Annotated in this window: 18 protein-coding genes and 1 tRNA gene; 3 read left to right on the forward strand and 16 right to left on the reverse strand. The window is 65.0% G+C overall.

The window, feature by feature from the left end; genetic code table 11:
- The first annotated feature begins 24 nt into the window (after positions 1–24).
- A complete protein-coding gene (locus EN852_RS15700) occupies positions 25–1,008 on the forward strand; it encodes a zinc-dependent alcohol dehydrogenase family protein (RefSeq protein ID WP_127875951.1) in 984 nt (327 codons plus the stop codon).
- Between the two features lie 149 nt (positions 1,009–1,157).
- Here the strand turns inward: EN852_RS15700 and EN852_RS15705 are convergent, their stop codons facing one another.
- From EN852_RS15705 to EN852_RS15720, 4 genes are all read right to left on the reverse strand, one after another.
- A complete protein-coding gene (locus EN852_RS15705) occupies positions 1,158–1,544 on the reverse strand; it encodes a hypothetical protein (RefSeq protein WP_127875950.1) in 387 nt (128 codons plus the stop codon).
- Positions 1,545–1,629: 85 nt separating this feature from the next.
- The gene (gene trxC / locus EN852_RS15710; RefSeq protein WP_127875949.1) at positions 1,630–2,079 is read right to left on the reverse strand and encodes a thioredoxin TrxC; all 450 of its coding nucleotides are present in this window, start codon (positions 2,077–2,079) and stop codon (positions 1,630–1,632) included.
- Positions 2,076–3,947 carry a heavy metal translocating P-type ATPase gene (locus tag EN852_RS15715; RefSeq protein WP_127875948.1) on the reverse strand — a complete coding sequence of 624 codons (1,872 nt, stop codon included), beginning with the start codon at positions 3,945–3,947 and terminating at the stop codon, positions 2,076–2,078. The genes trxC and EN852_RS15715 overlap by 4 nt, the downstream gene beginning before the upstream one ends.
- A gap of 8 nt (positions 3,948–3,955) precedes the next feature.
- Positions 3,956–4,342, reverse strand: a complete 387-nt coding sequence (locus EN852_RS15720) for a DUF302 domain-containing protein (protein WP_127875947.1) — start codon at positions 4,340–4,342, stop codon at positions 3,956–3,958.
- Positions 4,343–4,483: 141 nt separating this feature from the next.
- Between EN852_RS15720 and EN852_RS15725 the strand changes: the two genes are divergently transcribed.
- The gene (locus EN852_RS15725; protein WP_127875946.1) at positions 4,484–7,165 is read left to right on the forward strand and encodes a bifunctional acetate--CoA ligase family protein/GNAT family N-acetyltransferase; all 2,682 of its coding nucleotides are present in this window, start codon (positions 4,484–4,486) and stop codon (positions 7,163–7,165) included.
- 13 nt (positions 7,166–7,178) lie between these two features.
- On the opposite strand, the gene EN852_RS15730 is transcribed toward EN852_RS15725, so the two are convergent.
- The gene (locus tag EN852_RS15730; protein ID WP_127875945.1) at positions 7,179–8,738 is read right to left on the reverse strand and encodes a bifunctional aminoglycoside phosphotransferase/ATP-binding protein; all 1,560 of its coding nucleotides are present in this window, start codon (positions 8,736–8,738) and stop codon (positions 7,179–7,181) included.
- Positions 8,739–8,802: 64 nt separating this feature from the next.
- Positions 8,803–9,201: a c-type cytochrome gene (locus EN852_RS15735; RefSeq protein ID WP_127875944.1), complete on the reverse strand. Its 399-nt coding sequence runs from the start codon at positions 9,199–9,201 to the stop codon at positions 8,803–8,805.
- A gap of 165 nt (positions 9,202–9,366) precedes the next feature.
- Between EN852_RS15735 and EN852_RS15740 the strand changes: the two genes are divergently transcribed.
- Positions 9,367–10,203, forward strand: a complete 837-nt coding sequence (locus tag EN852_RS15740) for a universal stress protein (protein ID WP_127875943.1) — start codon at positions 9,367–9,369, stop codon at positions 10,201–10,203.
- Between the two features lie 93 nt (positions 10,204–10,296).
- Here the strand turns inward: EN852_RS15740 and EN852_RS15745 are convergent, their stop codons facing one another.
- From EN852_RS15745 to EN852_RS15790, 10 genes are all read right to left on the reverse strand, one after another.
- Positions 10,297–11,208, reverse strand: coding sequence for an ABC transporter permease (locus EN852_RS15745; protein WP_127875942.1), 912 nt, complete (start codon positions 11,206–11,208; stop codon positions 10,297–10,299).
- The gene (locus EN852_RS15750; protein WP_127875941.1) at positions 11,205–12,305 is read right to left on the reverse strand and encodes an ABC transporter permease; all 1,101 of its coding nucleotides are present in this window, start codon (positions 12,303–12,305) and stop codon (positions 11,205–11,207) included. Before EN852_RS15750 ends, EN852_RS15745 begins: the two co-directional genes overlap by 4 nt.
- Positions 12,302–13,825 (reverse strand): ABC transporter ATP-binding protein, encoded by a 1,524-nt coding sequence (locus EN852_RS15755; RefSeq protein ID WP_127875940.1) that lies wholly within the window; start codon positions 13,823–13,825, stop codon positions 12,302–12,304. Before EN852_RS15755 ends, EN852_RS15750 begins: the two co-directional genes overlap by 4 nt.
- A 2-nt stretch (positions 13,826–13,827) precedes the next feature.
- Positions 13,828–14,922: a BMP family ABC transporter substrate-binding protein gene (locus tag EN852_RS15760; RefSeq protein WP_189546011.1), complete on the reverse strand. Its 1,095-nt coding sequence runs from the start codon at positions 14,920–14,922 to the stop codon at positions 13,828–13,830.
- Between the two features lie 33 nt (positions 14,923–14,955).
- Complete coding sequence (locus EN852_RS15765) at positions 14,956–16,335, reverse strand: amidohydrolase (RefSeq protein ID WP_127875938.1); 1,380 nt, start codon at positions 16,333–16,335, stop codon at positions 14,956–14,958.
- A 1-nt stretch (position 16,336) separates the two neighbouring features.
- The gene (locus EN852_RS15770) at positions 16,337–16,996 is read right to left on the reverse strand and encodes a glutathione S-transferase family protein (RefSeq protein WP_127875937.1); all 660 of its coding nucleotides are present in this window, start codon (positions 16,994–16,996) and stop codon (positions 16,337–16,339) included.
- A complete protein-coding gene (locus EN852_RS15775) occupies positions 16,993–17,838 on the reverse strand; it encodes an aromatic ring-hydroxylating dioxygenase subunit alpha (RefSeq protein WP_127867430.1) in 846 nt (281 codons plus the stop codon). The genes EN852_RS15770 and EN852_RS15775 overlap by 4 nt, the downstream gene beginning before the upstream one ends.
- Positions 17,835–18,485, reverse strand: a complete 651-nt coding sequence (locus tag EN852_RS15780; protein ID WP_127875936.1) for a Rieske 2Fe-2S domain-containing protein — start codon at positions 18,483–18,485, stop codon at positions 17,835–17,837. The genes EN852_RS15775 and EN852_RS15780 overlap by 4 nt, the downstream gene beginning before the upstream one ends.
- A 159-nt stretch (positions 18,486–18,644) precedes the next feature.
- Positions 18,645–18,914: an acylphosphatase gene (locus EN852_RS15785; protein ID WP_127875935.1), complete on the reverse strand. Its 270-nt coding sequence runs from the start codon at positions 18,912–18,914 to the stop codon at positions 18,645–18,647.
- 416 nt (positions 18,915–19,330) lie between these two features.
- Positions 19,331–19,406: transfer RNA gene (locus tag EN852_RS15790), tRNA-Phe, on the reverse strand.
- Between the last annotated feature and the right edge of the window lie 119 nt (positions 19,407–19,525).

Here is a 19,525-nt window from a genome sequence, read left to right on the forward strand (position 1 = left end):
TTTTGAGAAACCTGGGGAAGCGTGATGAAGGCAATGGTGCTGGAAAAGCCCGGCACGCTTTTGAACCTCGTTGACCGCCCGGATCCCTTGCCGGCGGCGGGCGAGATCAGGCTCAAGGTGGAGGCATGCGCGGTATGCCGCACTGACCTGCACGTCGTGGACGGTGACTTGCCATCGCCAAAGCTGCCGCTCGTGCCGGGCCACGAAATCGTAGGCATCGTCGATCTTGTCGGTGAAGGCGTATCGCGAGCCCGGCTTGGGCAGAGGGTAGGCGTTCCGTGGCTGGGGCACACGTGCGGACATTGCCCCTATTGCAACGCCGGCGCCGAGAATCTCTGCGACCAGCCGCTCTTCACCGGCTACACGCGCGACGGCGGCTTCGCCAGTCATGTCGTTGCCGACCAGCATTTCGCCTTCGAGCTCGATGCCGCCGCCGATCCGGTGTCGCTGGCACCGCTCCTGTGCGCTGGTCTGATCGGCTGGCGCTGCCTCAAGAAGGCCGGCAACGGCCGGCGCCTGGGCATCTATGGTTTCGGCGCCGCCGCGCACATCATCACGCAGGTCGCGATCTGGCAGGGACGTGAGATCTTTGCGTTCACCCGGCTTGGCGACGTCCAGGCACAGGAATTCGCGCGCTCCTTGGGCGTCGCCTGGGCAGGCGCGTCCGACGAATTGCCTCCGGCCGAGCTTGACGCCGCGATCATTTTCGCACCGGTCGGCGACCTGGTGCCGGCGGCGTTGCGGGCTGTCCGCAAGGGCGGCCGGGTGGTCTGCGGCGGCATCCACATGAGCGACATTCCATCGATGCCCTACAAGCTTCTGTGGGAAGAAAGAGAATTGGTGTCGGTCGCCAACCTGACCCGCCGTGACGCCGAGGAATTCTTCCCGATAGCGAAGCAGGCCCGGGTGCGCACGCATACCAAAGTCTATCCGCTGGAGCAGGCAAACCAGGCGCTGGATGATTTGCGCATGGGCAGGCTGAGTGGCGCCGCCGTCCTTAGGCCGTGACGGTCCTGGAGCGCGCGTTCGCACAGCCGTCGCATCTGCTTTGGCCAGTTCGTCCCTGGCCGGCAGAGTCGGTCAGGGGCGGGTCGGGATGGCCGATGAGGACAGGCACGCAGCGCGACTTCTTCTCCCGGACGGCTTGCCGAGCGGCGCTATGGCTGCTCGACGCGGGCCACCTGGTAGGTGTGCATGGCCCCATTGCGCTTGATCGAGACGTACTCGCCGGTGACGAAGCGCTCCTCGCCGAGATGAAAACCGACCTCGTCGTCACGATCGCCCTCGGCGTAGTCGAAATACCATTGGCCGCCTGGCTTGCGCCGCAAGCGGCCGACAAGATCGTCCTCGCCGGTGCGGAAGCGGCGGACGCGACAGAAGCCCTTGTGCGATTTCCACTCCTCCGCATCCAGCCGTCCTTCGTCGGTGAGCGGCGCCAGCACATCGTAACCTTCCTCGCGGTCACCCTCGGGATGACCTTTTTCGCGTGCGAGAAGCAGGCGGATGCTCCTGAAACTGGGGGTGAGGTCGTGCAAGCTGGTCATGGCGAACTCCTTCGAGGCCATTCCTATCGCGGCGGCCGGATGTCACCTTGATCAAGGTCAAACGGGACCTGGTTCGTCGGGAGGCTCAACTGGTGCCTGCCGGCAGGTGTTCGCGAACCCAATTGACGATCTGGCCGGTGCTCATCGCCCCCGATACGCGCGCGATTTCCCGCTGGCGGTGAAACAGGACCATGGTTGGAATGCCGCGAATGCCCAGCCTCGCCGCGACGGCCTGCTCCTTGTCGGAATTGAGCTTGACCAGACGGATGTGCGGCTCCAGCGCCTTGGCGGCAGCCTCATAGGCTGGCGCCATCATCTTGCAGGGACCGCACCATGGAGCCCAGACGTCGACGAGGACGGGCAAGCTGCCGCGGCCGATCTGACGGTCGAAGTTCGCAGCGTCGATGTCCTGTGGAACTCCGGAAAACAGCCGGGCGCCGCATTTTCCGCATTGCGCTTCGGCGCTGTTTCGGTTCGGCGGCAGGCGGTTGACCACGCCGCATTTGGTGCAAACCACCAGGTTCTCCTGCGTCATGACCTCCTCCCGGTTGGACTGTGCTCGAGACGCCCGTCGCCAAGGGCACGCAGCGCATTGACGATGACGGCGACATCTATGCCCTCTTGCAGCAGTGCTCCCGCCACCGGCGTTATATGCCCCATGGCGGCCGCGATCATCGCCGCGCCCGAGAGCGCCAGCCCGACGATGATGCTCTGCAGGGCGATCCCGCGCGTGCGCCTGGCGATACGCAATGCTTCGGCGACAGGTTGCAGCCTGTCGGTCAGCACAACCACGTCCGCTGCCTCCGACGAGGCTGTCCCGCCGCGGGCTCCCATGGCAACGCCTACGGTCGCCGCGGCAAGGGCAGGGGCATCGTTGATGCCGTCGCCGACCATCATCGTCGGCGCCGTCGCCTTCTCGGCCTCGACTGTTCCAACCTTGTCGGCCGGCGTGGCGTCGGCAAAGACGGCATCGAGATGGAGCGAAGCGGAGACCTTTTCGGCCGCCGCGCCGTCATCGCCGGTCAGCATGACTATCCGGGTGATGCCGGCCGAACGCAAAGCCTCGACAGTGCCGAGAGCATCCTCGCGTATGGCGTCTCCGAATGTGAAAACAGCGGCAAGCCGGCCATCGATGGTCACAAACACCCTGAGCACCTGCGTGTCGCGGTACCGGCTCTCTCCGCTCTCCGCCCAGTTGGGCAACGGCCCGTTTCCAAGAACAAGCGGCCTCGACCCGGCCACGACAGATATCCCGTCCACCTGACCTTCAAGGCCTTCTCCCCGATGCTCGCGGACGTCACAGGGTTGGGAAAGCAAAAGGTTCCCATGGCGGGCAATGCGAACAATCGAATCCGCAAGGACGTGATGCGAAGCCTGTTCAAGCGAGGCGAGCAGCCGCAGCGGTCCATCGGTTCCCTGGCCCGGAGCGACGTCGATCTCGATCAGCTCGGCCCCGCCGAGCGTCAGGGTCCCCGTCTTGTCGAAGATCGCGGTGCGTATCTGGGCGAGCGCCTCCAGCGCCGCGCTGCCCTTCATGAGGATGCCGGCGCGGGCGGCGCGCGACACGCCGCCGATGAATGCAACGGGCGCCGCGAGGATCAGCGGGCAGGGCGTCGCGACCACCAGGACGGCGAGGGCGCGGATCGGATCATCGGAAAGATACCAGGCGATGCCGGCAATCAGCAGCGTGGCGGGAAGCAAGAGCAGGGCAAAACGGTCTGCAATGCGTATGAACGGCGCCTTGGCGGTTTGCGCGGCGGCGACCATGCGCACGATCGCGGCGTAGGTGCTTTTGTCGGCGACGGCGGAGGCTCGCATGACAAAGGCCTCGCCAGCATTGACGGTGCCGCTGCGCAATGCGTCGCCGGCGCCGCGCCGCTCCGGCAGGGGCTCTCCGGTGACGGTCGACTCATCGAGCAGGGCCGAGGCGTCGATCAGGATGCCGTCCACGGGCAGCAATTCGCCGGCGCGCACCAGAAGCTCGTCGCCGACCGCCACCTGGTCGACCGCGACGGTCTCGGTGCCATGTGCGGATTTCCGGTGTGCCACACGCGGCGCCCTGTCGGTCAGAGCCCTGAGATTCCGCTCCGCCCGGCCGCGCGCCAGATCTTCGAGCACTGTGCCGCCGGCATACATGATGGCGACGACCACCGCCGCCAAGGCCTGCCCAAGCAACAGCGCCGCCGACATCGAAACCAGCGCGATGGCATCGACGCCGATCCGGCCGATCCAGAAATCCCGCAAGATCGAGATGGCAAGCGCCGCCACGACGGGCAGCGTTGCCGCAGTCCAGATCGTATCGGGCGAGGCGATGTCGATGCCATATCGCCAGACGCCCAGCCCGAGCGCCAGACCGAGAACGGCGATGATCAGCAGCGCACGCCGCAATGCGGATTCGTTCATGACGGTCGTCAAAGTTCCTCGATCATTTCCCGCAGCAGCAGCCGGACATCCTTTGCCGTCGCGGCAAGTTGCGGGTTGTCGATCGCTCCCATCGCGACCATCGGATCGACCGCCGCTACCTCGGCCTTGCCGGGGGCGGTCTCGGTCACGGTCACGTTGCAGGGCAGCATCGCGCCGATCTTGTCCTCGGCCTGCAGCGCGCGCCATGCGAAATGCGGATTGCAGGCGCCGAGGATCATGTATGGCTTGAAGTCGACCCCCAGCTTGACCTTCATCGTGTGCTGGACATCGATCCTCGTCAGGATGCCGAAGCCCTTGCCGGCAAGCTTTTTGGTGACGTGTTCGATCGCCACGGCGAACGGCATGTCGAGGCTCTTGCTGAAATAATAGCTCATCGGATTCTCTTTCCATGGCGATCTTCGCCAGCAGGGACAGCTTGAGAGCAGTAGCTAGCCGTGGGGGTCGGATGACGCTTTGATCCAGCGCAATGAATGCCAGGCGCCTTCGGTGAATGTGGCGGCAAGGAGTTCTCCAGAATGACAATTCGAAATCTTGAATACGCAGTCTCACCGAAATCCGTCGTTGTCGTCGGCGCGACCGAGCGCGTTGGCTCGGTCGGCCGTGTTGTCTTCGACAACATCGTCGGCGGCGGTTTCGAGGGGGAGATCTGGCCGGTCAATCCCAAACATGCGCAGGTGGCCGGCCACCGCTGCTACGGCAGGGTTGCCGATCTGCCAAGGGTTCCCGATCTTGCCGTGATCGTGACCCCTCCCGAGACTGTGCCCGGCATCGTGCGGGAACTGGGCGAAAAGGGGACGCGCGCCGCCGTCGTCATCACCGCGGGGCTCAATCACGCCAATGGGCTGCGCCAGGCGATGCTCGATGCGGCCAAGCCCTCGCTCATGCGCATCATTGGACCGAACACCGTCGGGCTGATGGTTCCCCCGGCGAAGCTCAACGCCAGTTTCGCCCATATGGCGGCGAGGCCCGGGAACATTGCGCTGGTCTCGCAGTCCGGCGCCATCGCCACATCGCTGATCGACTGGGCAGCCGAGAACAATGTCGGCTTTTCCCGGATCATCTCCCTCGGCGACATGGCAGACGTCGACGTCGGCGACTGCCTCGACATGCTGGCGGGCGATTTCCATACGCGCGCCATCGTGATGTATCTCGAAACCATACCCAACCCGCGCAAGTTCATGTCGGCCGCGCGGGCGGCGGCGCGCCTCAAGCCGGTTATAGCGATCAAGCCCGGCCGGCATGAGCAGGCGGCCAAGGCGGCCGCGACTCATACCGGCGCGCTTTCGGGCGCCGACAGGGTGGTCGACGCCGCCTTGCGCAGGGCAGGGGTGCTGCGTGTGGATGATCTCGCCGAATTGCTCGATGCCGCCGAGACGGTCGCCCGTCACGCTCCCCTCGAGCGGGCACGGGTCGGCATCGTCACCAACAGCGGCGGGGCCGGCGTGCTTGCCGTCGACAAGATCGTCGACCGTGGAGGCGAGCTGGCTGAACTTGCGCCCTCGACGGTCGAGCGGCTCGACCGTGCGCTGCCGCCGACCTGGTCGCATGCGAATCCGATCGACATCGTCGGTGACGCCGCGCCGGAGCGCTACGGGGCGGCGCTCGAAGCCCTGGCGGCGGATCCGGGGACGGACGTTATCCTGGTCATGAATTGCCCCACCGGGCTCGGTTCTTCGCCGGACGCGGCCAGGAAGGTCGCCGAGCTTGGCGACGACGGCGAGATCGGCGGAAAACCGCTTCTCGCGTGCTGGCTCGGCGAGCATACCGCGCGCGAAGGCCGGCGCGTCCTGACGCAAGCCGGCATCGCGAGCTTCGAGACGCCGGAGGACGCGGCGATCGCGGCGTCCTATCTCGGCGAATGGTCGCGAGCCCAGCGGGCGCTTCTGCGGACTCCCTCGAGCCAGGGCGGCGACCAGGCCGATGGCAAGGCATCGGCGCACGCCATCTTTAGGCAGGTGGCCGCCGAAGGGCGGCGCATGCTGACGGAGCCGGAAGCAAAAGCGGCGATAGAAGCCTACGGCATCCCGGTGCCGCGAACCATCGTCGCCGGATCCGTTGCGGAAGTGGCGCAGGCGGCTGGCGAGCTTCTCGAAGGCTCGCAGGCAGTGGTGGTCAAATTGCTGTCGAAGGTGGTCTCGCACAAGTCGGATGTCGGCGGCGTGGTCCTCGATATCACGACCGCCGACAAGGCCGCGGAGGCCGCCCGGTCGATCGAGACACGCCTGCGCGCGCGGTCGCCGCAGGTGAAGGCGGACGGCTACACGGTGCAAGCCATGGTCGCGCGCAAGCATGCGCAGGAGCTCATCCTGGGCATGAACCTGGACCCGATGTTCGGTCCGGTCATTCTGTTTGGCGCCGGCGGCACGGCGGTCGAGGTCGTGGACGATACCGCGATCGCCCTGCCACCGCTTGACGACGTGCTGGCCGCAGACGCGATCGACGCGACCAGGATGGGCCGCCTGCTTGCCGGCTATCGCGATCGCAAGCCGGCCAACCGGGGCGCGATCATCGCCGCGCTGAACGGCCTGTCGCAAATGATCGTCGACTTCCCCTGCCTTGTCTCCCTCGACATCAACCCGCTGCTGGCTGATGCCGAAGGCGTGGTTGCGCTTGATGCCCGTATCGAGATCGACCCGCGACGGGTGGATGAACCGGCGCCGAACCCGGCACTTGCCATAAGGCCCTATCCGTCGGGATGGAGCCGCGATTTCCAGTCGGACGGCATGACCTTTCACATCCGGCCGATCATGCCGGCGGACGTGGCGCTTTATCCCGCGTTTCTGGCGAGGATTTCCCCCGACGACCTCAGACTGCGTTTCCTGTCGCTGCGGAAGAACTTCCCCGACCAGATGCTGAAGCGGCTTACGCAGCTCGACTACGACCGCGACATCGCCTTCGTAGCGCTTGAAAAGGACACGGGAGCGCTGGCGGGAATCGGCCGGCTTTCCTGCGACCCCGATCACAGGAGCGGTGAATATGCGCTGCTCGTGCGGTCGGACCTGCAAGGCCATGGCCTCGGATGGGATCTGCTGAAACAGGTCATCGATTATGCGATGGCCGAACGCATAAGCCGCATCGAGGGCACGATCCTCAACGAAAACAGCAAGATGCTCACGATGTGCCGGGAGTTCGGATTCTCGGTCGCGCACCACCCGAGCGAGCCCGGCCTGTCCCTGGCGATCCTTGAGATCAGTTAAGCGCCGGTCAGCTTTACGACCCGGTTTTCCTGAAGCCGGCCGAGGATGAAACAGCGCCCTCGATCGATGCCACCATCTCGGCCGTGATTTCGGCCACCTCGCGGTTGGCCTCGATCTTGCGCCAGGTCATCGGACCGGCATCGCGCTGCAATTGCCGCGAAAGGATGTCGACCGTGGCATCGGAAGGGCTGCCCTTGCGCTCGCTGACCCGGCGCCAAAGCACAGACGGATCTGCCGCCAGCCAAAAACCGGAAAACGGGACGTTTGTCCCGCTCGCGGCGCGCTCCACCCTGTCTCGATCCTCCGGCCTGTCGAAGACCGCGTCGGCGACGACGCAGCCGCCTTCGGCAAGGACAAGCTCCGCGAGCCAGGCTATCTGGCGGTAGACGCGTTCCGATACGCCGGGCCGGTAGGCCTTGTCCGGCAGCCTCGTTTCGGCCGCCACGCCATGCATGGCCTTGCGGATGCGGTCGCTCTCGACGATCCGGGCGCCGGGCGGCGCGCCGATCCGAGCGGCGAGCGCCTCGGCGACCGTCGTCTTGCCCGAGCCGCTCAAGCCGCCGATTGCCACGAGCCGAGGCGGCGTTTCGGCAAGCAGGGCTTGCGCGAGTTGGAAATAAGACCGCGCTTCGGCAATCAGCTTTGTCGAATCCTGGCTGCCCTCCTCGACCTGCGTCGCGGTGACGTGCGCGCGCACCGCCGCCCGCACCGCCATGAAGAAAGGCAGGAGAATGAAGCCGTCTTCGTCATCGGCGTAGTCGAGATAGCGGTTCATCACCAGATTGGCGAATTGCGGAAACCCCCGATGCCACAGATCCATCAGCAGGAACGCGAGATCGTAGAGGACATCGACGGTGGCGATCTGATCGTTGAACTCGATGCAGTCGAACAGGCGAGGCTCGCCATCGAAGACGCAGATGTTGCGCAGATGCAGGTCGCCATGGCAGCGGCGGACGCGGCCTGCCGCCTCGCGCCGGTCGAGCAGGCCGGCATGGCGGGCGAGGGCGTCGCGAAGCGCCGCGTTGAGCGTTTCGATCTCCTTTCCGTCGAACACATGGCTTGTCGCAAATCCGGCCGCATTGATTTCGAGAACGCCGCCGATATTCGCCGACCCGCTGCCGGCATGGATCGCTTCGGCGCCGCGGTGATAGTGCGCGATCATGCGGGCCACGCCTGTCATCAGCGCGGATGTCAGCTCCCCCGCCGCGGCCATGCGATCGAGGAGCTTCGACTGGTCGAAGCGGACCATCTCGATGACGGCGTCGACCAGTTCCCCCGCCTCATCCAGGGCAAGCCGGGTTCCCGTGCGCGTGATGCGGTGGACATCGAGATAGAGGCCGGGCGCTGTTCTGGAGTTCAGCTCCACTTCCCTCTCGCACGCGGCGAGCCGCAACGCCGGCGTCGAAAAATCGACATAGGGCAGCTTGACCGCCCGCTTCATCTTGAATGCGCGCCGCCCGACGAGGAAGATCCGGGAAATGTGCGTTTCGATCGTCTCGACCGGATCAACCTCGCCATAGCTGGCAGGGTTCTTCAACATCTCGACCACGACATCCTGGTTATCGGTGATCATTGGGTATGTCCTTGGCCTGGTTGCACATCGTTCGGCCCCGCCGACCGAAGTCTCGCGGGATTCGCTAACGCTGAAGCGTCTGAACGTAACCGGTGAGGTTATGGATGCGTTCCGTGGTGACGGCCTCCCCGCCGTACGGACCGTACTTCTTCACGTCGTCAGGCAGGAACTGGTTGCCCCACACCGGCATGTCGCGCTCGCCATGCGCCGGGACGAGACCGCGACCGTCGATCGTGGCGTAGACCCGCCAGTAGGGAAATTCCCCGCCATTGCGCTTCGTCAGCGTCGTCAGATCGGCGGGGCGCTTGCGCAGCTCATCGGCCATTGGCCCGTCGCCCTTGCCTTCCACGCCGTGGCAGACCGCGCAGGAATTCAGATATTCCTGCTGTCCATTGCTCATCTCCTGCGCCGCCGCGGCGCTCAGCGTCAGCGCGAAAAGACCAATCGTCGTCCGGAATCTCATTGATCAGCCTCCAGCCATCGATGTCAGGCTAAGCCATGCGATGCGCGCGCACGTTGACCGGGATCAATCCTGCGAGGGGGCGATTTGATTTAGCGCAAGGAAGGATTCCAACCGGCTCGCTAAGGCTGCATTCCGTGTGAACCTTCCGACCAAGGAGCGGCCGCCATGCCATTCAAGACGTTGCTCACGGTTACAGGGCCCGATCACGGAGACGGGGATCTGAGGCTCGCGGCCGGCCTGTGCGAGGAAATCGACGCGCATCTCTCCGTGCTTGTCGTGCTCATCGCGGCGCCTCCGTCAGGCGGAGAATACGCAGCGGTGGTCTCGCCCGCCTGGCTTGCAGAGCGCGAAGCCGAAATGGAAACCCTGGAGAAGCGCAGCTCGGTTGTATCCAAGATGCTGTCGGAAAGCTCCGTATCGGCCGACCTCAGCAGCGAATATCCGGAGCAGTCCTGGACGGATGAGATCATCGGTCGGCGAGCCCGCTATGCCGACCTAACCATCGTCGGACCGGAGATGCTCGCAAGCGGCTTGCTCAAGGATAAGGTCCTTGCGGGCAGCCTGTTCTCGTCCGGGAAGCCTATCCTGCTGGTCCCGGCGCGAGCGCGCGCGACATTGAAACCGAAACGCGTCCTTGTCGCCTGGGACGCCAGCCTGGAAGCCTCGCGCGCCGTGCGGGAGGCGCTCGACATCCTGTCATCCGCCGATGAGGTCCGCATCGCCATGATCGATCCGATCGAAGACGAACGGCATCATGGCGCGGAGCCGGGAGCGGATGTGGCGGCCTATCTCTCTCGACATGGCGTGAAGGTCGCGGTGGATCGCCTGCCGAGCTCGGGCCATTCTGTCGCCGACGTTCTTCGCCAGCATGCGACCGACACCGGCGCCGAGTTCGTGGTCATGGGGGCTTACGGTCATTCCCGGCTGCGCGAGCGGATTTTCGGCGGCGTGACCAAGTCTATGATCGAGGACCCGGGGCTGGCGGTTCTTATGGCTCGTTGAAAGGCGCGTTCGCCGAAAGGCCGGATCGAACCCGCAAGCCTCGCCTGACAGAGCTGCTTGTCGGGTTATGACGCGCTTGGGCGGCGGGCGACACTATTGTTCGAAAGGCTCTCCGAGCGAAGCCACGCCGTTGAGCTTGAGCAGACGCCGGTTCGAAGAAATGATGCCCAGCACGACGATTGTCACGATATAGGGCAGGCTCGATAGAAGTTGCGAAGAGACGTCCAGTCCCGTCGCCTGGGCCGCCAGGCTTGCCAGGGAGACGGCGCCGAAGAGGCAGGCGCCGAGAAAGATACGGCTGGTGAGCCAGGTGCCGAAGACGACGAGCGCGATCGCGATCCAGCCGCGCCCGGCAATCATGCCATCGGCCCAGAGCGGCGTGTAGACCACGGCCGCGTAGGCGCCGGCGAAACCTGCCAACACGCCGCCGAAGGCGACAGCGGCGAAGCGCACGGCGATCACCGGATAGCCGAGCGCATGGGCCGCCTTGGGATTCTCGCCGACGGCGCGAACGACAAGGCCGGTCTTGGTGTAGGCGAATATTGCCCAGATGGCGACGGTCGCTGCCAGCGAGAGCCACACGACGACGTCCTGAGCGAACAGGCCGCCGATGACCGGGATATCTGAAAGCCAGGGCAATGGCAGCTTCGGAAGGCCTTTGACCGTGAGGCTCTCATAGGTCTTGCCGAACAGGGCCGAGAGGCCCTGGCCGAGTATGCCTATGGCGAGTCCCACCGCGACCTGGTTCGCGCGGAACCCCAGCGCGATGACGGCAAAGACAAGGGAAAGAGCAGCACTTGCGAGGCCCGCGGCGAGGAAACCCAGGAGGTGGCCACCGCCGTGATAGACGATGATGAACGCGATGACCGCCCCCAGGGCCATCAGTCCCTCCACGCCGAGATTGAGGACGCCGGCCCGCTCGGCCACCATTTCGCCGAGCGCCGCCAAAAGGAACGGCGTGGCCGCCGCCAGCATTCCGGCGACGATGAACTCGAAGGCATTCATGGAGCGCTTCCTTGGGCGGCATGGCGCCATTCAAGCCTGTAGCGGACGAAGGCGATGGCGACGAGATAGGCGAGCAGCAGGCTGCCCTGGAAGACCCGGACCGCGGCGACCGGCAGATTTGCCGACACCATGGCGTTGTCGCCGCCGATATAGAGGGCCGCCATGAGCAGCGCGGAAAAAACGATGCCTATCGGGTGAAGGCCACCGAGATAAGCAACGATGATGGCCGCATAGCCGTAGCCGGTCGAGATGGAGCGCTGCAACTGGCCGAGCGGCCCGGCCACCTCGGCCGCCCCGGCGAGGCCGGCCGCGAAGCCGCCGATGAGGAGGGAAATCCAGATTGCGCGGCCTTCGTTGAAGCCGGCGTATCCGGCCGCCCGCGGCGCGAGCCCGCCGACCTGCAGTTTGTAGCCCGCGAAACTCCTCTGCATGAACAGCCAGGCCGCGAAGGACAGCGCGCAGGCGATAAGCAGCGAGACGTTGACGCGGGTGCCGGGGATCAGGATCGGCACCATCGCGTCGTACTGGAACATGACCGACTGCGGGAAGTTGAACCCGGCGGGATCCTTCCAGGGGCCGAGAAGCAGGTAGTTGAGCAGTTGCGCGGCAACGAGCGCCAGCATCAGCGATACGAGTATCTCGTTCGCGTTGAGCCGCACGCGCCAGAACGCCGTGAGCGAAGCCCAAAGCGCGCCGCCCAGCGCGCCAAGGACGAGCATGGAGGGCCAGATCCACTGCCCCGTCGCCTGCGGGAGCCAGATGGGAATGGCCGACGCGAAGATCGCGCCGAGGATGAATTGGCCCTCGGCGCCGATGTTGAAGACCTTGGCGCGAAAGCCGATCGCAAGTCCCTGCGCGATGAGCAGCAGCGGCCCCATCTTCAGCAGGACCTCCGAGAACGAAGCCCAGGACAGGAAAGGTTCGAGCAGCATCGCGTGGAAAACGGCTGCCGGATCGCGGCCCATGAGCAGGTAGAGCCCGAGATTGAGCAGTGTCGCAAGGCCCAGCGCCACCGGTGGGGCGAGCAGCTTGATTGCAAGCGAGGCATGTTCGCGGCGAACCAGAACGGGAAGGAACCGCAGGGACAGAGCGCTCATGCGGGGACCTTTTGGGCGGCCGTATGCGCACCGATCATATAGCGGCCGATCTCCTCGGGTCTGGTGTCGCGCGTCACCAGCGGCGGACTGAGCCGGCCCTGATGGATCACCTGGATGGAATCGCAGAGCTCGAACAGTTCCTCCAGTTCCTCCGAGATGACGAGGATGCCCATGCCTTCGTTGCGCAGGGCGACGAGGCGCCGGCGGATGGCGGCCGCGGCGCCGACGTCCACGCCCCAGGTGGGCTGCGCCACGAACAGCAATTTCGGCGACAGCATGATCTCGCGGCCGACGATGAACTTTTGCAGATTGCCGCCCGAAAGCGCCCCGGCCTCCGTTTCGGGGCCCGGCGTGCGCACGTCATACTCCCGGATGCAGTCTTCGGTGAAAGCTTTCGCCCGGGGCGTGTCGACCAGGCCGCGTTTCAGGAGGCCGGAAGGGTGGGCGGTCAGAAGGCTGTTGAGGACGAGCGACATTTCCGGCACCGCGCCGCGGCCCAGCCGTTCCTCGGGAACGAAGGCGAAACCCAGCCGGCGGCGGGCGGCCGCATCGAGCACGCCGACGTCCTTGCCCATCATGAAGATACGCTGGGACTTTTCCCGCGGCAGCACTGTCTCGCCCGAGATCAGCGCCGCGAGTTCGCTCTGGCCGTTGCCCGATATGCCGGCGATACCGAGGATCTCGCCTGCCCGGACCGTCAGGCTGACGTCGGAAAGCGTCACGGCGAAGGGATCTTCGGGCCGATGGTCGAGGCCGACGATTTCAAGGCGCTTCTCTCCGCCGGAATGGGCAACCGCCGGCATGGGCTGCGGCATGTCGCGGCCGATCATCAGGCGGGCGAGGTCGTGCGCGTCGTGGTCGCGCGGATCCACGTGGCCGGTGATGCGCCCGCTGCGCAGGATGGTCGCACGATCGCAGACCGCGCGGATCTCCTCGAGCTTGTGCGAGATGAACAGGATTGAGACGCCGCCGTCGCGCAGCCGCCGCAACGTCTCGAACAGCTTGTCCACGGATTGCGGCGGCAGGACGGAAGTCGGCTCGTCAAGGATCAGGAGCTCCGGTCGGGTCATCAGGCAGCGGATAATTTCCACCCGCTGCCGCTCACCAACCGAAAGCGCATGCACATGGGCGAGCGGATCGACCTCCAGGCCGAAGTCGCGGCCGAGCTTGCGGATGCCTTGCGCAAGATCCGATTTGGCCCCTGGCACGACCAGCCGGATGTTCTCTACGACCGTCAGCGTCTCGAACAAGGAGAAATGCTGGAAGACCATGCCGATCCCCCTGCGCCTCGCATCCGCAGGGGACGCGAGGGCCAGGGATTCTCCTTTCCAGGTCGCCGATCCCGCGTCGGGCTGCTCGACGCCGTAGATCAGCTTCATCAGCGTCGACTTGCCCGCCCCGTTCTCTCCGAGGATCGCATGGATCGAGCGCGGAGCCACGTCCAGATCGATGTCCCGATTGGCATGGATCTGGCCGTAGCTCTTGGAGATGCCGCGCAGCGACAGAAGCGGGGCGGTCATGGTTACTTGGGCAGCGGCGTGGTGACACCCTTGACGTGCCAGTCCATGGCGACGATCTCGGCCTCGGTCATCGTCTTGCCGGCGGGGACGCCCTCGCTGCCGTCGGCCTTGGCGATCGGACCGGTAAAGGGCGAGAAGCTGCCGTCGGCGATCTTGGCTTCAACCGCCTTGATCTTGACCATCATGTCAGTCGGGATGCCCGGGTTCCAGTCAACGACCTCGACAACCTTGTCGCCGACGCCCAGGAAAGCGTTGCCGCCCTTGAAGGTGCCGGCGAGGTGGGCGTCGACCGAGGCCTTGAAGAAGGGCGACCAGTCGGTCGCCACGCAGCCGAGATAGGTCTTGGGTGCGTATTTCTTCATCGACGAGTTGAGGTTGAAGGCGGGGATGCCGGCCTCCTCGCAGGCCGAAACGACGGATGGCGTGTCCTGCGCGTTGGAGAAGATGACGTCGCATTTCTGCGCCAGCAGCGCCTTGGCGGCTTCCTGCTCCTTGGCCGGGTCGAACCAGGAATTGACCCATACGACCGAAACCTCGACATCGGGCCTAACCGCCTGCGCGCCCAAGGTGAAGGCGTTGATGGAGGTGATCAGCTCGGGAATGGCGAAGGCGGAGACGGAACCGAGCTTGCCGGTCTTCGAAAGCGCGGCTGCGGCCATGCCCATCAGATAGGTGCCCTGCGAATATTGGGCCGCGAAGGGCGAGAAGTTCGGCGCCACCTGGAAACCGGAAGCATGCAGCACGGTGACGTCGGGATTGCGCCTCGCGATCTGCAGGGCGCCGTTCTGGTATCCGAAGGAGCCGGCGATGAGGAACTTGTTCCCGTCTGCGACCGCCTTGTTCATGATGCGGTCGGCGTCGGGTCCCTCCTGTATGTTCTCGATGATGGTGACCTTCACCTTGTCGCCATAGGCTGCCTTGACCGGCTCGAGCCCGTCGGCGAGCGCGCGGCCCCAGCCGACATCGCCGACCGGCGACGGGACCACCAGCGCGATGCCCAGCGGCTCGTCGGCGGCAAGCGCGCGGCTGCCCACCGCGGCAACGAGGCCGGAAGCGGCGGCGCCCTTCATCAATGTTCTGCGGCTAAGATTTATCAGCATGTCGGTTCCCCTTGCTTTTGGTTTTGGTTGCTAGAATTGCACGGTCGCCAGCGCCGCCTCGGCTTGCGCGAACAGCCTTGCCTCGTCGAGCCCCGGGAATTCTCCCTTGGCCCAAACGACACGGCCGTTGATCATGGTCATGTCGGTCGGCGCGCCGATGCCCACCTTGGCCAGCAGGGTCAGCGGATCATGCCTGGTGCCGACATAGTCCATGCGCCGGGTGTCGATGGCGAAGAGGTCGGCGGCCATGCCGGGCGCCAGCCTGCCGATGTCGCCGCGCCCGAGCAGCGCCGCGCCTCCCGTCGTCGCATAGCCGAGGAAATCGGCCGGCGGCGGTACCGGATGATCGCGCGTCGAGGCCGCCAGACATTGCAGCATGTAGGCGGAATGGATGCAGTGCATCAGGTTGGAATTGTCGTTCGAGGCGGCGCCATCGCAGCCCAGTCCGACACTGAGCCCGAGAGCCGACATCGCCGGTATGTCGGTGATCTCGGCGCCGACGAGATAGACCGGCTCGGGGCAATGCGAGACGCCGGTGCCGCTCGCCGCCATCTTGCGCAGCTCGTCGTGGGTCAGCTCCCAGCAATGGGCATAGAAGGCGTCCGGCCCGCAGAAGCCGATCTCGGCGCAATAGTCGACCGTGCGCAGGCCGTGACGGGCCTGCATGACCGGGCTTTCGCCCTCGCCGACATGAGTGTGCATGCGCACGTTGCGGTCGCGCGCCAGCGCCACCGATTCCACGAATGTGTCGCGATAGCAGTTGACCGGCTGGCAGGGCGCGACGACGACCTGGCGCATGCCGAAGCGACCGGCATCATGATAGGCGTCGATCAGCCGGGCGCAGTCGGCGATGAACTCGTCCGTCGTTTCCAGCATGGCGTCGGGGATGGTCGAGCCTTCCGATTTCGGCAGCGTGTTGCCGCCCCGTCCGGCATGGAAGCGCATGCCGAGCAGTTCGGCCGCTTCGAACTGCCGGTCGATCAGCCGTTTGCCGGCGTGCCGCGGAAAGCAGTATTGATGGTCAAAAGCCGTCGTGCAGCCGTGCTTTATCAACTCCGCCATCGCCGTGACCGACGCGTGGTAGAAGCATTCCTCGGTCAGCCGCGAGAAAATGGGGTAGATGCGGTCGAGCCATTCGATGACCGACAGCTTCGTCCAGTCCAGATCGGCGCGGTTGCGCACGAAGCATTGAAAGAAGTGATGATGGGTGTTGACGAGCCCTGGATAGACGAACCAGCCGGCGGCGTCCTGCGCGACGGTGCCGACAGGCAGCCCCCCCTTGTCGAGGCCTTCGCCGATGGCCCGTATCGCCGGGCCGTCGGTCAAGACATCGACATTGCGACGGACGCGCGGACCGTGGCCATCGTCGACGATGACCGCAGCGCAATTCTTCAACAGATAACCCGCCATGTCAGGCTTCGCCGCCTTCAGGGACGGGCTCGGGTTTGAGCTCGTGCAGCCGGTGGATGCCGGGCATCTCGATGAAGCCGTCGATGGCGCGGATCGCCCGCGACCATAGCCGGATCGCCGGATAGGGATCGAGCGAAACGCCGCCGTCCGGCGCCAGCGCGACATAGGGAAAGCAGGCGATATCGGCGACCGTCGGCCGGTCCGATGCAAGGAAGCGCTGACCGCGGATGCGCTGTTCGACGAGGCCGGCTTCCAGTTCCCGCAGGGCCGCCGTGCCTTGCCGGCGAAGCGCATCGATATCGCCCGGACGCAGCAGCATCTCGTGCAGGCGCGCCGCTCCCAGGCTGGCGGTCAGCCGATGCGAGAAGGAAAGCCATTGCTGGACGCTCGCCGCCTGCCCGGCCGCATCATTGCCCAGCCATTGCGGCGCCGCCTGCGCGGCCAGGTAGACCAGCATGGCCGAGGATTCGGTCAGCACGAGGTCGCCATCCTCCAGGATCGGGATCGAGCCCGCCGGGTTGAGCGCCAGGAGCTCGGGGCTGCGATGCTCGGCGCCGGGATGGAAATCGACGGGGCGGATGTCGAGCGCCACACCGGTCAGCGCCGCCATCAGGCGCACCTTGTAGCAGCTCGGTGACAGCACGTAGTCGTAGAGCTTCATTGCGCCACCAGTTGCGCGCCGTAGGTGTAGCCGTGGCGTTTCAGCCAGCGCCTGTAGGCAACCGAGGTCAGGTCGGCCCGCGTGGGAATCTCCATGCCGGGGTCGAGTGGCAGCAGCCCCGGGATCTGGTTCTCAAGGATCGACCGGTCCTGGACGAAGATCGTCTGCTGGAAATGGATCAGGTCGGTCATCGGCGTTTCGTCGTCGAACAGCGCCATCCATGGCCAGACGTCGCATAGGTCTTCGGCAAGCGGCTGCACGAAAAGGGTGATGACATCCCATTCACCCGGGCGCGGCGGGCAGGTCTTGTAGAGGATCGAGCAGGTCGGCGCGGGCACGCGATACATATATTGCGTAGTGATGCCGCCTTGCGCCGACTTGGCGGCCTGCGGCTGGTAGAACTGCACCTGGGTCGCCCATACCTCGTCGTCGTCCTCGCGGATCTCGACCTTGTAGTTCTGCACCTCCGTGTGCGGCTCGGCTCCCAATATGTCGGTATGGACGAACGGAAAATGCGCGATATCCAGGAAGTTCTCCACCGCGCGCAGCGGCGAGCAGCGCACGCGCACCACCCCGACATCGACGAGCCGCCGGCCGGGCTGGTCGGCCTCGGGGATCGCAAACAGCGGCTTTTGCGGATCACCGAGCGACGCCCAGACATGGCCATAGCGGATACAGGCCGGCAGAACACGTCCGTTGCCGCCGGTGACCTTGGCATTCCCGTCCTCGCCGAGCCTCACCTCGATCGGCTCGCCCATGAGGGCGGTCTTGCGTCCATCCGCATCGCGCTGGCTGGCAAGGCCGACCGGATACCATTCGTCGATCATCGCGTTACGGGTCATCGGGCGGTCCCGCTGGCCGCAACATGCTCAGCCGCCCGCCGCAGCCCCTCGGCGGCCCTCGACGCGGCGATACGCTCGCTCGGATTGCTGTCCTCGTCCACCAGAACATGCATCAGCGTCCGCGCTTTCCCTTCGGAAGCAAGCAGCAGCCGTACGGTCCGACCATCATGCGTGTAGTCAAGCAGGCCTTCGCCGGCCTTCGTCTCTGCGGCCGACTCCAGCGCGCCGATGTCGGCCTCCACCACCATTGAGCGCAGGGGGATAACGCCGTCAAACCGTGGCGGCCCGGCGGCGGGTTCGCCAACCGGAATCCAGATGATGCCGCCGCCATCCTCGACGGGCTGCGTCGCGACACGGATCGTGTCAGGCGGCGTCAGCGCCGGATGGGCCGGAATGCGCAGGCAGTTTCCCGCCTGGGCATAGCTCCAGCCGTGATAGATGCAGGACAGGGTCTCACCGCGCACGAAGCCGTGGGAGAGGCGCATGCCGCGATGAGGGCATCTGTCGGCAAAGGCCGCCACGCGGCCGGAGCGGCTTCGCCAAAGGGCAATCGACCCCGCTGGGGATTGCGCTGGCATCACGGTTCCCGCCGGCAAGTCCGCGGAGAGGGCAACAGGCATCCAAGAGCCGGTCGGATAGGGTGGCATACATCAACTTTCAAACGACACCAGCATGTTCCCGGGCGCGGCTTAGCGGTCAAGGACATGCTAAAAGACCCGGTCACGTTTGCACAACATTTCCTCACTGGCAATAATGCCCAAAAAAGGTGCATGGCACCCTGGTAGGGAGACCAGCGACTGAAAAACCTAGCCCGATTCGGCCTCTATCGGCGCCCGCCGGATGGCTTCGACCCAGACATCGATTGGTCCAAGAGAGCACCCCATCTCCATCATGTCGATGAGCTCGACCGGACCGGCAATGTCGAGTTCGATGCGGTCGGGATCGGCAACGCATATGGCCTGCGCGAGCCCGAGCTTGGCGGCATGCCGCTCGATCCACGGAAGGAAGGATGCCGCCTTGACATCGCCGAGGATCGTCATGCGCTCCCGCCGGGAACGGTGATTTTGCTCGCTCATCGAAACCTCGGCAATGAAACAGATATCCATCTATCTGCATTATGCTCAATCGCTGAAGCACCTGACCAAGCGCTATGAACAGGCCGTGGTGCGTGGCTTGTGATCCTCAATCCTCTATGACATTCGCCAACGGAAGTATCATTGGAGAAGTCGAAGATGGAATGACCGCTATATCTGGTTGATACCTTTCACGTCGGAGAGAGCCATGCGGGACCTCCTGTCTGGCGCTTCGATACCAACAAAGTCTCAGATACCAACAAAAATACCAACACTTCGGCCCGTTGGACGAAGTTTGCCGAAACGCGATAAAATTTCCCCAGCCACGACTTGCGCGCCGAAAAACTCAGCAAACTCAGCCGTTTGCGGAGCTGAAGCGTAGAGGCCTCCGCGAAAAGAAATGACGGGAGAGGAGGTGATGGTGCCCAGAGGCGGATTCGAACCACCGACACGCGGATTTTCAGTCCGCTGCTCTACCAACTGAGCTATCTGGGCCTGCGCCGGCTAGCGGGAACCGCCCGCCGGATTTCAAGGAAGCGCCGCAGCGCCCCTGAAAGCGCGTGGGTTATAGCACGGGAATCTTGGCTGTCCAGCGCCTAAGGGGCGATTTTCCG

Source organism: Mesorhizobium sp. M2E.F.Ca.ET.209.01.1.1, from assembly GCF_004010375.2.
In the GTDB taxonomy this organism is placed as follows: Bacteria; Pseudomonadota; Alphaproteobacteria; order Rhizobiales; family Rhizobiaceae; genus Mesorhizobium.

What these genes read in the sequence shown, in the direction of transcription:
- EN852_RS15725 (WP_127875946.1), top strand. Translation starts at nt 4,484, where the DNA reads ATGACAATTCGAAATCTTGAATACGCAGTCTCACCGAAATCCGTCGTT.
- EN852_RS15740 (WP_127875943.1), top strand. Translation starts at nt 9,367, where the DNA reads ATGCCATTCAAGACGTTGCTCACGGTTACAGGGCCCGATCACGGAGAC.
- EN852_RS15745 (WP_127875942.1), bottom strand. Translation starts at nt 11,208, where the DNA reads ATGAATGCCTTCGAGTTCATCGTCGCCGGAATGCTGGCGGCGGCCACG.
- EN852_RS15720 (WP_127875947.1), bottom strand. Translation starts at nt 4,342, where the DNA reads ATGAGCTATTATTTCAGCAAGAGCCTCGACATGCCGTTCGCCGTGGCG.
- EN852_RS15700 (WP_127875951.1), top strand. Translation starts at nt 25, where the DNA reads ATGAAGGCAATGGTGCTGGAAAAGCCCGGCACGCTTTTGAACCTCGTT.
- EN852_RS15755 (WP_127875940.1), bottom strand. Translation starts at nt 13,825, where the DNA reads ATGACCGCCCCGCTTCTGTCGCTGCGCGGCATCTCCAAGAGCTACGGC.
- EN852_RS15730 (WP_127875945.1), bottom strand. Translation starts at nt 8,738, where the DNA reads ATGATCACCGATAACCAGGATGTCGTGGTCGAGATGTTGAAGAACCCT.
- EN852_RS15705 (WP_127875950.1), bottom strand. Translation starts at nt 1,544, where the DNA reads ATGACCAGCTTGCACGACCTCACCCCCAGTTTCAGGAGCATCCGCCTG.
- EN852_RS15735 (WP_127875944.1), bottom strand. Translation starts at nt 9,201, where the DNA reads ATGAGATTCCGGACGACGATTGGTCTTTTCGCGCTGACGCTGAGCGCC.
- trxC (WP_127875949.1), bottom strand. Translation starts at nt 2,079, where the DNA reads ATGACGCAGGAGAACCTGGTGGTTTGCACCAAATGCGGCGTGGTCAAC.
- EN852_RS15715 (WP_127875948.1), bottom strand. Translation starts at nt 3,947, where the DNA reads ATGAACGAATCCGCATTGCGGCGTGCGCTGCTGATCATCGCCGTTCTC.
- EN852_RS15770 (WP_127875937.1), bottom strand. Translation starts at nt 16,996, where the DNA reads ATGAAGCTCTACGACTACGTGCTGTCACCGAGCTGCTACAAGGTGCGC.
- EN852_RS15765 (WP_127875938.1), bottom strand. Translation starts at nt 16,335, where the DNA reads ATGGCGGGTTATCTGTTGAAGAATTGCGCTGCGGTCATCGTCGACGAT.
- EN852_RS15775 (WP_127867430.1), bottom strand. Translation starts at nt 17,838, where the DNA reads ATGACCCGTAACGCGATGATCGACGAATGGTATCCGGTCGGCCTTGCC.
- EN852_RS15750 (WP_127875941.1), bottom strand. Translation starts at nt 12,305, where the DNA reads ATGAGCGCTCTGTCCCTGCGGTTCCTTCCCGTTCTGGTTCGCCGCGAA.
- EN852_RS15780 (WP_127875936.1), bottom strand. Translation starts at nt 18,485, where the DNA reads ATGCCACCCTATCCGACCGGCTCTTGGATGCCTGTTGCCCTCTCCGCG.
- EN852_RS15785 (WP_127875935.1), bottom strand. Translation starts at nt 18,914, where the DNA reads ATGAGCGAGCAAAATCACCGTTCCCGGCGGGAGCGCATGACGATCCTC.